The organism is Gluconobacter sp. Gdi (genome assembly GCF_014132155.1).
Classification (GTDB): Bacteria; Pseudomonadota; Alphaproteobacteria; order Acetobacterales; family Acetobacteraceae; genus Gluconobacter.
Genome location: NZ_BLJQ01000002.1, coordinates 575253 through 587855 on the forward strand (window position 1 = coordinate 575253; position 12603 = coordinate 587855).

The 12603-nt window shown below is 53.9% G+C and carries 10 protein-coding genes; 5 read left to right on the plus strand and 5 right to left on the minus strand.

Annotated elements, in window-relative coordinates; all coding sequences use genetic code 11:
• Positions 1-70: 70 nt before the first annotated feature.
• From ahpF to JN414_RS06500, 3 genes are all read left to right on the plus strand, one after another.
• The gene (gene ahpF, locus JN414_RS06490; RefSeq protein ID WP_202207180.1) at positions 71-1633 is read left to right on the plus strand and encodes an alkyl hydroperoxide reductase subunit F; all 1563 of its coding nucleotides are present in this window, start codon (positions 71-73) and stop codon (positions 1631-1633) included.
• Positions 1634-1668: 35 nt separating this feature from the next.
• Positions 1669-2331, plus strand: a complete 663-nt coding sequence (locus JN414_RS06495; protein ID WP_237389915.1) for a LysE family translocator — start codon at positions 1669-1671, stop codon at positions 2329-2331.
• A gap of 110 nt (positions 2332-2441) precedes the next feature.
• A complete protein-coding gene (locus tag JN414_RS06500) occupies positions 2442-2774 on the plus strand; it encodes a YegP family protein (protein WP_064274707.1) in 333 nt (110 codons plus the stop codon).
• A 64-nt stretch (positions 2775-2838) separates the two neighbouring features.
• On the opposite strand, the gene JN414_RS06505 is transcribed toward JN414_RS06500, so the two are convergent.
• On the minus strand, positions 2839-3942 hold the full coding sequence (locus JN414_RS06505) for a LuxR family transcriptional regulator (protein ID WP_237389916.1): 1104 nt from the start codon (positions 3940-3942) through the stop codon (positions 2839-2841).
• Positions 3943-4070: 128 nt separating this feature from the next.
• Here JN414_RS06505 and JN414_RS06510 point away from each other — a divergent pair, with 128 nt between their 5' ends.
• On the plus strand, positions 4071-5756 hold the full coding sequence (locus JN414_RS06510) for a Hint domain-containing protein (RefSeq protein ID WP_202207181.1): 1686 nt from the start codon (positions 4071-4073) through the stop codon (positions 5754-5756).
• A gap of 58 nt (positions 5757-5814) precedes the next feature.
• On the opposite strand, the gene acnA is transcribed toward JN414_RS06510, so the two are convergent.
• Entirely contained in the window at positions 5815-8505 is a 2691-nt protein-coding gene (gene acnA, locus JN414_RS06515; RefSeq protein ID WP_202207182.1) for an aconitate hydratase AcnA, read from the minus strand.
• 32 nt (positions 8506-8537) lie between these two features.
• Positions 8538-9560, minus strand: a complete 1023-nt coding sequence (locus JN414_RS06520; RefSeq protein ID WP_202207183.1) for an isocitrate/isopropylmalate dehydrogenase family protein — start codon at positions 9558-9560, stop codon at positions 8538-8540.
• A 107-nt stretch (positions 9561-9667) separates the two neighbouring features.
• On the opposite strand from JN414_RS06520, the gene JN414_RS06525 reads away from it, so the two are divergent.
• Positions 9668-10600, plus strand: coding sequence for a LysR family transcriptional regulator (locus JN414_RS06525; RefSeq protein WP_202207184.1), 933 nt, complete (start codon positions 9668-9670; stop codon positions 10598-10600).
• Here the strand turns inward: JN414_RS06525 and JN414_RS06530 are convergent.
• Together JN414_RS06530 and JN414_RS06535 are read right to left on the minus strand one after the other, a co-directional pair.
• The gene (locus JN414_RS06530; RefSeq protein ID WP_099211816.1) at positions 10597-11679 is read right to left on the minus strand and encodes a putative zinc-binding metallopeptidase; all 1083 of its coding nucleotides are present in this window, start codon (positions 11677-11679) and stop codon (positions 10597-10599) included. The genes JN414_RS06525 and JN414_RS06530 overlap by 4 nt on opposite strands.
• Before the next feature lie 39 nt (positions 11680-11718).
• Complete coding sequence (locus tag JN414_RS06535; protein WP_202207185.1) at positions 11719-12567, minus strand: transglutaminase family protein; 849 nt, start codon at positions 12565-12567, stop codon at positions 11719-11721.
• Positions 12568-12603: the final 36 nt, after the last annotated feature.

A 12603-nucleotide genomic window follows, 5' to 3' on the forward strand; every position in this document is an offset into this window, starting at 1 on the left:
CCATTCCCTGCCCCTTCATCGGGGCAGGGCTCTTCAAGATTTCACCAACTTTAAATTGCTGGAGAAAACGATGCTTCAGGACGACCTGAAAACCCAGATGCGCGCCTATATGGAATATCTGCGCAGTGACGTCGTGCTGGAAGCTACCCTTGGCACCGACGAGCGCTCCGCCGAAGTGCGTGGATTGCTGGAAGACATTGCCAGCCTGTCCAACAAGGTGACGTTCTCCGACGCCGGAACTGCTTCCCGCCGCCCGTCTTTCCTGATTCGCCGGGCTGGTTCGGTTGAAGCTGTGACATTCGCCGGCCTCCCGATGGGGCATGAGTTTACCTCGCTGGTCCTGGCGCTGCTTCAGGTGAGCGGCCATCCGCCCAAGATCGACGCTGATCTTGTTGAGCAGATCAAAGCGCTGGACGGGGATTTCCATTTCGAGACTTATTTCTCCCAGTCCTGCCAGAACTGCCCGGATGTGGTGCAGGCGCTGAACGCCATGAGCGTCCTGAATCCAAAAATCCATCACGTCGCGATTGATGGGGCGGATTTTCAGGAAGAAGTCGAACGCCTTGGCATTCGGTCTGTGCCGCAGGTCTATCTGAATGGGCAGCCATTTGCCTCTGGTCGCATGGAAGTCGCGGATATTTTGGCAAAGCTGGATGCCTCTTCTGTCGAGCGTGCGGCTGCCAAGCTAAATGACGTTGCGCCATTTGATGTTTTGGTACTGGGCGCGGGCCCGGCGGGTGCATCCGCAGCAATTTATGCTGCGCGTAAAGGCTTGCGGACGGGCCTCGTTGCGGACCGCTTCGGTGGTCAGGTGATGGATACGGCTGGCATCGAAAACTTCATTTCCGTCAAGGAAACAGAGGGCCCACAGCTATCTGCTGCGCTTGAAGCCCATGTGCGCCAGTATGATGTGCAGATCATTGCGTCTCAGAAAGCTGCCAAACTTGTTCCGGCGGCTCAGATTGGTGGCTTGCATGAGATCGCTCTGGAAAGTGGGGCGAGCCTGCATTCCAAGACGGTTATTCTGGCAACCGGTGCACGGTGGCGCCAGCTAGGCGTTCCGGGTGAAGAGGAATATCGCACCAAGGGCGTGGCCTATTGCCCGCATTGCGATGGCCCGTTCTACAAGGGACGCCCGGTTGTCGTGACCGGTGGTGGCAATAGCGGTGTAGAAGCTGCAATTGATCTGGCGAATATCGTCTCACACGTTACGCTTTTGCAGCGCGGTGCGCACCTGAAGGCGGATAAGGTGTTGCAGGACAAGTTGCTGAGCCTGCCCAATGTCACGGTTCTGATGAGTGCGCTCACGACGAAGATCGAAGGTGACGGCAAGGAAGTCACGGGCCTGACCTACAGCGACGCTGATGGTGGCCTGCACCACATCAAGACGGACGGCGTATTCGTTCAGATCGGTCTGCTGCCAAATACGGACTGGTTGAAGGGGGCCCTGGATCTGAGCCCGTATGGTGAGATCGTGATCAACGATCATTGCGCAACATCGGTGCCGGGGATCTACGCTGCGGGTGACGCGACAACAGTGCCTTACAAGCAGATTGTCATTGCCATGGGTGAGGGCGCAAAGGCCTCCCTGTCTGCCTTTGACTACCTGATCCGCTTGCCTGTGCAGGCATAATTGGTGAGGCCTTGGGGGGAACGGAAAGGATGTATATGGTTCGGGCCATGCATCCTTATCTGCTCCCCCTCCTTGCCTTCGCACTGACTGCCGCCGTTTTCACCATTACGCCGGGCCTGGATACCGCCATGACCCTCCGGACGGCCACGACGTCTGGCTGGAAAGCCGGGCTGGCAGCCGTTATGGGAATCTGTCTTGGGCTTGGCGTCTGGGGCTTGGGAGCGGCTTTTGGGCTGACTGCACTTTTGGCAGCGTCAGAGACGGCATTCACAGCCGTCAAATGGGCAGGTGCGCTTTATCTGGGATGGATAGGCATCAAGCTGCTGCTACATCCGCGATCATCCCTGTCGAAAGAAGAGGCTGAAGCAGCCATTGAGCAGCCGACGAACCGTCCAGAGGCAGGACTGGCCTTTCGGCGCGGTTTGCTGAGCAATCTGCTGAACCCCAAGGTTGGCGTTTTTTACATGACGTTTATGCCGCAGTTCATTCCGCCCCATGTCAACGTGCGCGAATTTTCGCTTTTGCTAACCGCTATTCAGGCGTTGCTATCTTTTGCATGGCTTGGACTGCTGGTCGCCTTGACCATTCCCCTTGGACGCTTTCTGTCCAGCCCGACTGTCGTACGACGTATGGACCGTCTAACCGGCAGCGTTTTCTTGCTATTCAGCCTTAAGCTGGCACTTGCCCGTCGGGCTTGAGAGCGGACTCGATTTTTCAGCACTTTTTGTGGCAGGCTCAGAGCAGCAGGTCTTTTTGAATCTGGTATGCGGGGTCTGCTGATGAATGCTGTTCTGAAAGGAGCTCGATCATGAGTGCAAAATTTGAACTCTATACCGACACTGCTGGCGAATATCGTTTTCGCCTGAAAGCAGCTAACGGAGAGAATATTCTTGCCAGTGAAGGGTACAAGCAGAAAGCCAGTGCGGTGAATGGTATTGCTTCCGTTCAGAAGCATGCCCCTGACGACGCCCATTATGAGCGTAAGATTTCAGCGTCTGGAAAGCCATTCTTCAATCTGAAGGCTTCAAACGGGCAGGTGATTGGCAGCAGTCAGGCGTACAGCAGTGAAAGTGCGCGGAATGCTGGGATTGAATCCGTTAAGAAAAATGCACCGTCAGCTGTGACGGTGGATGCTGTATAAGAAGATCTGTTAATCTGCCTCTGCATCATTTTGGTACTATTGATGCAGGGGTATGTAATAAAATCTAAGCTATAAAACTTATATTCTTAACAAAAGCCGTAAGTTGGCTCTGGCTATTGACGCCTAACCTGACAAAAATGTCTTTGACCATCTGTCGGGCAGTTCCTTCGGTGATATTCATTTTTAAAGAAGAGTCCTTAATGGAATTCCCATTCGCGATCAGGCAGGCAATTTTTGATTGAGACGCTGTAAGGAAAAGGTTGCTCAGGATAGCTTCCGTTTCAGAATTGACTCTATGAATGGAAAAAATAACCATTCTTGTTTGTTCCATTTTGGATGAAACATTTATTACTTTTGCAAAAAAAATCTTATCTGTTTCGGTTTTTATTTTTATGGGATTGTGAACGTCGCCGGATCCAGAGAGGAGGCGAGAAAATTTACTGTTACCATCAGAGCTTTTCACTTGGATTGTGTTATTTTTTACAAAAATCCCATCGGATTCCATCCGGATCAGGTTGTTGTTCGCATATACAATTTTATTTTCTGAATTAATCAGAGCAATTCCAAACGGCATTTCTTTGAAGGAATTCTCAAATATTTCATGAAAATTCTTGCTCTTGTTAAAGGAGATTCCGGTTCCAACTGCTTGAATAACGTGCGGAATTATTCGTGTCAGGTTTTGCTTGATGATTGCGCTTGATTGTATTGTTAACCCGTCTGGAGACTGTACTGACAGTAGGAACCTATTCCCATTTTCAGTTTTGAACATGGCATGATGTATTCTTCGAACACCAAATTCCTTCAAAAATTCCATGTAAAACGGTATTTTGTCGATTTGTTTGTCAGATAAGAAGCTGTCATCAACATACAGGAAGTCATTTTCTATTTTTTTTCTTGTATAGACGGACAGAGGTGATTTGTTTCGCCAGTGATTGTAATATAATTCTTCTGTTTTCGGATCCTGATTGGAGCCAAAGCGCCATTCAGACATATCTTCGTCTAATGGAATTAAAGATGCGCCGCCAAAACTGCTGTCTGTGCAGTATTTTGCGATATTTACTAAGGATTCATTCCATTCAGAACGGTCTTCAATAGTTTTATAGATATTTTTTGTAATAAAAATATGATTTTCCATTTGATGGATTCTTTCTTTTGAAGCCGGAATCATCAGACAAAAATATTCAAAAAAAAGCAAACATCCACTACCATATGGGAGTGGTGGCCAAAATTCTCATGCTTCAAAAAAACAGGCGCGGTGAGTTGCAGATCTCATCTGGCTAGAGGCAGGAGAAAACAATGGTAGCGTCAGTAATTTTTACCCCAACAGGGGGTAGCCAGTCTGTCGTCAGTGCGCAGAATGGTGCCATCACTATAGATAATTCTGGAACTATTGCTGGTGCAGCTTACTATGCTGCCTTCCCAATTCCAGATGCAAGTCAAGCTACGACAGGTTCAGTATCTATAATTAACGATTCCGATGTAACTGCGTCTACATGGAAAATTGGAACTTCTTCTGATGCAGCTGTAGTTACCGTAAGCGACGGAGCATCTCTATCTCTCGATAACACTGTTACGGTTTCAAGTAACTCTAAAATAATTATTGGGAATGGTGGAACGGTAGTTCTTGGCGGATATGCGACTACAACTGTCGGACTTATCCAGTTTGATGAAGGTGGCGGCGGTACAATTGAAATTGCAGCAGGAACAACGCCAAGCATTATCGGATATATTACAAATATTAAAGAAAACGACACAATTATTTTGAACGGCCTCTCGGCAGATGGCTACACGTATGTGAATGGAGTTTACACGCTGACCAGTCAGGGGCAGCCAATTTCTGGAACTTCTTCATTCCAGCTTCCCGAAGCGAATGAAGGAACGACTTTCACGGTTTCGACGATCAACGGCAAAACTTATCTGAGAACACTGGTTGTCGTGTGCTTTTTGCGGGGATCAATGGTCCGTACTGCACAGGGAGAGGTCGCTGTTGAAGATATCTGCATTGGCGACGAAGTTACCGTTTATGACTGGCAGGCTCAGGCCGAAGTAAATCGTCCGGTCGTGTGGGTTGGAACCAAAAAGGCCTTTGTCTGCCCAGGACTGCCTGATGACAAAGCTGGTTATCCGGTTCGTGTTCTCAAGGATGCCATCTCAGATGGTGTTCCCTATGAAGACTTGCTGATCACTGCTGAGCATTGCCTGTTCTTCGACGGTAAATTCGTACCTGTGCGGATGCTCGTAAACGGTCGCTCCATTTTTTACGACAAGAGCATCACGTCTTACGACTATTACCATGTAGAGACGGAGCAGCACTCCGTTATCACCGCGAATGGCGTTCTTACAGAGAGCTATCTGGACACAGGAAATCGTCGCTCATTTGGTCAAAGCGGCAATGTCGTCGCCTTGGGTGGTCGTGCTAAAACATGGGCTCAAGACGGTAATGCGCCGTTGGATGTCAGGCGTGAGTTTGTGGAGCCGCTATTCCAGCAGTTTGATGCGCGTGCCAGCAAGGTGTGCTCGGAGACGGTTTCCGAAGATGCACCTCTTACGGACGATGCTGATCTTCACCTGGTGACGGACACCGGCACGGTTATTCGCAAGACCCGTGAAGCCAATGACCGTGTCATGTTCATGATCCCCGCCAACGTCAAAAGCGTGCGGATTGTCTCCAGAACCAGCCGCCCGAGTGACGTTATCGGCCCGTTTGTAGACGACCGACGCAACCTCGGCGTTCTGATTGGTGATATTACTCTGTTTGAAGAGAGCCGTACTCACAGGATTACAGCTCATCTGAAGACTGAGACGCTGGAAGGCTGGAGCAATCCGGAGAAGGGTAACATGCGCTGGACAGCCGGTCGTGGCCTTCTGCCGCTTGGTAGCCGTCCTTCCAACAGCATTGCCATTCTTGCTCTGCAGATTAAAGCTGGCGGACCATACAAACTGGCCCCTCAGAACAATGCAGGTCTGTCTCTGACAGCCTGAGGCCCGGTATTTTCCTGCTTTGGCTCTGTCCCCTTGTTGGGGGCAGAGCCTTTTTTGTTCAGGCCGCAGCCATACCGCGCAGGACGTAAGGCAGGATACCGCCATGGCGATAGTAATCTGCCTCATCCACCGTATCGATGCGACACAGGAGGGAAACGTTTTCCTGTGTGCCATCGCGACGGGTGATGGTCATAACCAATGTTTTGCGAGGAGTCAGATCACTGATGCCCGCAATATTGATGGTTTCAGTCCCATCCAGATTCAGTGTCTTACGCGTCGTTCCAGGTTCGAACGTCAGTGGCAGAACGCCCATCCCCACAAGGTTTGAACGGTGAATGCGCTCAAAGCTCTCGGCGATGACGGCTTTGACACCAAGGAGACGCGTGCCTTTCGCGGCCCAGTCACGGGATGATCCCATGCCGTATTCCTTGCCGCCGAACACGACAAGCGGTGTTCCTGCGTCAGCGTAGCGCGTGGCCGCATCATAGATGGACATGAGTGCCCCATCCGGCTGATGACGTGTCATGCCACCTTCGGTACCCGGCGCCATTTCATTGCGGATACGGATATTGGCGAAGGTGCCGCGGACCATCACGCGGTCATTGCCGCGGCGTGACCCATAGGAATTAAAGTCTTTAACCGCGACCTGATGTTCCTGAAGGTATTCGCCTGCAGGAGAGGACGTCGCGATGGAGCCGGCAGGCGAGATGTGATCGGTGGTGATGTTGTCCCCAAGGAGCGCCAGAACGCGCGCGCCTGAAATGTCACTCGTTGTTTGTGGGTCAGCTGTCAGGCCAGAAAAATATGGCGGATCCTGCACATACGTGGAGCCAGGCTGCCATTTGAACGTAGCTGAATCACTGGCTGTTTCCAGCGCCTGCCATTCCGGCGTGCCTTCCGTGATGCGACCATACCGTTCAACGAAGGCATCCCGGGTAACTGCAGACCCAACCAGCTCTGCAACATCATGGTTAGAGGGCCAGAGATCCTTCAGATAGACGGCCTTGCCGTCCGGCGTGTGACCCAGAACGGCTGTCGTAATGTCCTGACGCATCGTCCCGAGCAGCGCGTAAGCAACCACAAGTGGCGGGCTTGCAAGGTAGTTTGCGCGAACGTTGGGTGAAATACGGCCTTCAAAGTTCCGATTGCCGGACAGGACGGATGTTGCCACGAGGTTATGTCCCTCAATGGCATCAACTATCGGTTGGGCCAACGGGCCTGAGTTTCCGATGCAGGTCGTGCAGCCATATCCAACGGTTTCGAAGCCCAACGCATCCAGATCTGCCGTTAGGCCTGCACGATCCAGATAATCGGTCACAACCTGCGACCCTGGCGCGAGCGAGGTCTTGACCCATGGCTTGGGCTTGAGGCCGAGCGCACGTGCCTTACGGGCAACCAGTCCTGCGGCAATCAGAACGGCTGGATTGGACGTGTTGGTGCAGGACGTGATGGCTGCGATGACGACCGAGCCATGTTCCAGCGCGTAATCCGTTCCAGCGACCGGGGCGGTGACGATGGTATTTTCCGGTTTGACGCCGAGTGTCTCCGTCAGGGCCTGTTCAAAAGCTTCAGAGGCAGAGCGCAGTTCTACACGGTCTTGTGGGCGCTTTGGTCCTGCAAGGGACGGCGTGACGGTGCTGAGATCCAGTGAGAGTGTGGAGGAAAAGACCGGTTCTGGCGTGGACGCATCACGGAACATGCCCTGCGCCCGCAGATAGGCTTCAACAAGCGCAATACGGTGTTCGTCACGACCGGTCTGGCGCAGGTAATCCAGTGCCAGCGCATCGACCGGGAAGAAGCCGCAGGTTGCGCCGTATTCCGGAGCCATATTGGCAATGGTGGCGCGGTCTGCAACCGGCAGATGATCCAGCGCAGGACCATAGAACTCGACAAATTTCCCGACAACGCCTTTGGCGCGCAGCATCTGCGTGATGGTCAGGACGAGGTCTGTAGCTGTGGTGCCTTCGGGGAGCTTGCCATCCAAACGAAAACCGACGACATCCGGAATGAGCATGGAAATTGGCTGGCCGAGCATCGCGGCTTCGGCTTCAATACCACCAACGCCCCAGCCCAGAACACCTAGTCCATTGACCATGGTGGTGTGGGAATCCGTGCCATACAGCGTGTCCGGATAGGCGTAGGTCACGCCATCAATCGTGCTGGTCCAGACAACCTGGGACAGATATTCCAGATTGACCTGATGACAGATGCCCGCACCCGGCGGCACAACGCGGAACTGGTCGAATGCCTGCTGGCCCCAGCGGAGAAACGCATAACGTTCGCCATTCCGCTCGAATTCCAGAGAAACGTTCTGCTGAAGGGCATCAGCGCGGCCTGCCACGTCGACCATGACGGAATGGTCGATCACAAGATCAACTGGCACAAGCGGATTGACCTTCCGCGGGTCTCCGTTGAGCGCCAGAATGCCATCGCGCATGGCGGCCAGATCGACGACAGCCGGAACACCTGTAAAATCCTGCATCAGAATACGGGATGGCTTGAACGGCACTTCCTGCGTTGAGCCAGCGTACTGCACCCAGTCTGCAATGGCCTGTGCATCTTCAGCTTTGTAGCTCGTGCCGTCCGTGAAACGCAGAACGTTTTCGAGCAGAACCTTGAGGCTGACGGGTAGGCGGGAAATGTCCCCGATTTTCTCCGCGGCCACGGGAAGGGAGAAATAGCGATAGGTCTGTCCGTCAACGGACAGGTCGCGCTGGCTGCCCAGAAGATCGCGTCCAACCTGTTTCATGATGTGTGTTCCCTGCTGGTCGTGTCGTCTGTTCAGTGAATGGCGCGCAGGAGGGCCTGCGTGACGTCTTCTGTTGTAGCCGTGCCGCCAAGATCTCGGGTACGAATACCGTCTGTTGTCAGGATCTGCTTCATGCCGGCATCAAGACGGGCGGACAGGTCCTGACGTCCCACATGAGCCAGCATCATGCTGGCTGCCATCATCAGTGCGAGCGGATTAGCAATGCCCTGACCTGCAATGTCGGGTGCGGAGCCATGAACTGCTTCAAAAACAGCCATTTTCTCGCCAATATTCGCGCCTGGTGCCATGCCTAGGCCGCCGACAAGCCCTGCAGCCAGATCAGACAGGATATCGCCAAAAAGATTGGTCGTGACGAGGACGTCGTAATTTTCCGGCTTGATGACAAGTTCCATCGCGCAGGCATCGACAATGCGCTCTTCAAGCTCCACGCGGCCTTCATATTCTGCGGCTACGCGGCGGCCTTCATGCAGAAAGATGCCGCTCAGGATCTTGAGGATATTGGCCTTGTGAACCAGCGTAACCTTCTTGCGGCCGTTCTTCACAGCGTACTCGAATGCAAACCTTACGATTCGGTTACATTCCGCTCTCGTGTTGAACCCGGCGCCGTATGCCACAGCTTCCGGATCGTCCCCAACGCGCATGTAGTGTTCCATGGCGGCGTAAAGGCCCTCAACGTTTTCCCGGATCACGACCAGATCGACGTTCTCATAACGACCGCCTGGCACGATTGTCTGCGTCGGACGAACATTCGCATACAGATCGAACTGCTGACGGAGTGTCACATTGATAGAGCGGAAGCCTTTGCCAACAGGTGTTGTCAACGGGCCTTTCAGCACCAGGCCCGTATGGGCGATGCTTTCCAGCGTCGCATCAGGCAGGGCGCTTCCCTGGCTCTCCAGAGCGCCCATGCCTGCGCTCTGATGGTCCCAGACAAAAGGCGCTCCCAGAGCATCAAGCACTGTTGTTACAGACGCCATGATTTCTGGCCCGATACCATCACCGGCGAGAAGGGTAGCGGGAATCTTGTCGGTCATGGGGGCGTCCTGTCTGTCCGTATGTGAGAAGGCGTGCGGACTTTAGAGAGGAAAACTGTTAGATCCAATATTTCCATACAGGTTTCATCATACCTTAAAGGTATCACATGGTTGAGCTCCGTCATTTCCGCGCCGTTGTTGCCATCGCGGAGGAAGGCACCCTGACACGAGCCGCAGAACGGCTGGGGATTCAGCAGCCCCCTCTCACGCGGATGTTGCGCTCCTGTGAAGAAACCATGGGTGTTCAACTTTTCGAGCGTCATGCCAAAGGCATGCGTTTGACGGCAGCAGGGCGCAGCATGCTCAAGGGGGCCTATGACATTCTCGATCGTGTGGACGAGACGGTTGAAGATGTCCGTCGTGTCGTGCGAGGCGAGAGCGGGGAGCTATCGGTTGGCTTCACCAATTCCGCGATGTGCCACCCCAGTTTACCAGCCGTTTTGGGGTATTTTCGCGAAAGCTGGCCGGATGTCACGCTTGGCCTGACAGAGGGGAATTCAAGTCAGTTGCTCGGCGCCCTGCGAGACGATCTGGTGGATGTCGCGTTTGTCCGTGCGTCCATCCCGGATGTTTCGGACGTTATGGTGGAGTTAATTCTGGAAGAGCCCATGGTTGTGGCTGTGCCCAAGGCCCATCCCCTTGCGGACAATCCTCCACCAGAGGGGCTCAGGCTGGCTGATCTGGAAAATGAAGACTTCATTCTTTATCAAAGCCAGTACAACAACGGTCTCTACAAGACGATCGTGGATGCCTGCCTCGGGGCAGGTTTTATGCCCAATATCCGACAGAAAGGGCCGCAGCTCATGGCGGCTCTCAGTCTTGTCGCCGGGGGGTTGGGGATTTCGGTGGTTCCCCATTCCATGCAGCAGCACCATGCGGGGCAGATCACCTATATTCCGCTTTCGTCCCGCACGGCGCTGACCGCGCCGGTTTATCTTGTGTTCAGGTCTGTCCGTATGACGGGCGCCAAACTGTACTTCATCCATCAGGCTCGGCAGATGCGCACGCGCCAATTCGGTGCAGGAAAGGTGGTTTCCTAACCGAGTGCCTGTGTCTCCCGGATCAGCGAGTGAATAAACGCCAGCTTTTCCCGCACTCCGGACGTCAGCACGAAGGGATAAAAGTCTGAGAGGCCCATGGAGCGGTTAAGGCTGTTGACTGCTGATGTCAGGGGGACCCAGGCCTCCATGATTTCGTCAAATGTGGACGTCAGATACGGATCGTTTCCGGGGCCGTTGGTTGAGAGGGGTGATGCATCCGGCAGAACGGGATGAATGGTCACGCCATACGCCCATGCGGTCTCCAGAGTGGAAACGATATGGAGGTAATGGGCCCATGTTTCTGCAAAATCTTCCCAAGGATGGGACGTCGCATACATGCTGACATGCCGTTCTCGCCAGTCTTCCGGCGGTGGGTTGTTGTAATGATTTTGCAGGGCCTCCTGATAGTCCTGCTGGTCATCGCCGAACACTGCGCGGCAACTCTCAAGGCGCCCCGCGTCCCGAACCAGAACGTTCCAGTAATAGTGTCCGATTTCGTGCCGGAAATGACCGAGAAGCGTGCGGTAATACTCGCCCATCTCCACCCGCATACGCTCGCGTTCGGCGTCGTCCGCTTCTCGGATGGCTAAAGTAATCAGACCGTTGTTATGGCCGGTCATAATGGGGGCAGAGCCGTCTGCGGCATCGTCCAGGAAATCAAATGCCAAGCCGTTATGAGGGTCTTCCCAACGGCTCCGGATTGGAAGTTTGAGGCGAAGCAGCGTGTAAAACAGCCGGTGCTTGGCGACTTCTATCTTCCGCCAGCGTTCGAGATTTTTCGGATTGTCGAGATTGGGAATTGTCCGGTTGAAGCGGCAGGCAAAGCAGATGGCGGGCCTGCCGGATCTGTCTGGCGTCGTCAGCCAGTTGCAGGCGTCATAGGCATGGTTCGCACAGTAGACGAGTTCTGCATGCTGGACCTGTTCTTCCACGGGGTGCCAGCGGCCCGTTCCGGTCGGTTCCAGCGCAGTCAGCGTTGCCAAACCGGGAAGATAGCCCACGGGATGATGGCAGGATTCACACGCAATATTTTCGAAATACAGAGCCTGCTGGCAGCACTGACATGAGAAAAGCTTCACTGTTTCGGCACCTTATTGCAGCTCTTGTGAAGCATGATGTCAGGTATTGGTCTCTCTGTGCAAATGTTGTGCTTCCATCAAGACATCAAACCGCGCCTGACAGTGATCCAGAAGCCCTGAAACAGGGGCAGCCTCTTCTGGTGTCGCCGAAACAGCGAGGGGAATATGGTTCTGGGCTGTGACCAGACCCGAAGTCGTGTCGAATCCGAACCATCCTGATTCCGGCACCCAGATTTCAGCCCAGGCGTGCAAGTCACAGGTCAATGTCTGACTGCCTGTATCCAATGGCTTTGGCTGAATAAGGTATCCGGAGACAAACCGAGCTGCAAAGCCCAACCTGCGCGCGAAAGCAATCATTAACCACGCACTATCCCGGCAGGAACCTGTCAGGCGGGAGAGGGTCTCAGCTGGAGCCCAGGTGCCGGGCTCCATGCGCGTCTTATAATGCAGAGATTGTGCCAGTCTGCGATTGAGCCAGATCAGGCGAGCCAGATCTGTTTCTCCCGCTGAAAGGAATTGACCGTCAAGAAAGCCGTCCAGCAGGTCTGGATCAGACGTGATCACTCTGTAAGCGGGATTGTTCGGTGTCTGTGAAAGCGGCTGACCGCCCTTCTGAAAGGGATCATAGGGCGTGATATCCACAGTCATACGGACTTCGATATCGAAGTGAGAGACCTGCTCGGCAAAGATGGCTTCGGCAACCGTATTTTCGTGGGCGTCCAGTCGCCACGCGATCTGACCTTCACCCGGGCCGACGTTCAGGGCATAGGTCAGGACGGGGCTGCGTGCGTTAACGGGCGGCCGCAGCCGGATGGTCTGAGGGCCCAGGAAGACGGGACGGTCATAGCGATAGGACGTGTGGTGGCGAAGCGTCACGAGCGTGTTCATTGTGGCAGATTTCCGCGATCCACTCTCATGACCTGA

Coding starts and splice junctions, on each gene's coding strand:
- ahpF (WP_202207180.1), top strand. CDS start 71: ATGCTTCAGGACGACCTGAAAACCCAGATGCGCGCCTATATGGAATAT.
- JN414_RS06495 (WP_237389915.1), top strand. CDS start 1,669: ATGGTTCGGGCCATGCATCCTTATCTGCTCCCCCTCCTTGCCTTCGCA.
- JN414_RS06500 (WP_064274707.1), top strand. CDS start 2,442: ATGAGTGCAAAATTTGAACTCTATACCGACACTGCTGGCGAATATCGT.
- JN414_RS06505 (WP_237389916.1), bottom strand. CDS start 3,942: ATGATTCCGGCTTCAAAAGAAAGAATCCATCAAATGGAAAATCATATT.
- JN414_RS06510 (WP_202207181.1), top strand. CDS start 4,071: ATGGTAGCGTCAGTAATTTTTACCCCAACAGGGGGTAGCCAGTCTGTC.
- acnA (WP_202207182.1), bottom strand. CDS start 8,505: ATGAAACAGGTTGGACGCGATCTTCTGGGCAGCCAGCGCGACCTGTCC.
- JN414_RS06520 (WP_202207183.1), bottom strand. CDS start 9,560: ATGACCGACAAGATTCCCGCTACCCTTCTCGCCGGTGATGGTATCGGG.
- JN414_RS06525 (WP_202207184.1), top strand. CDS start 9,668: ATGGTTGAGCTCCGTCATTTCCGCGCCGTTGTTGCCATCGCGGAGGAA.
- JN414_RS06535 (WP_202207185.1), bottom strand. CDS start 12,567: ATGAACACGCTCGTGACGCTTCGCCACCACACGTCCTATCGCTATGAC.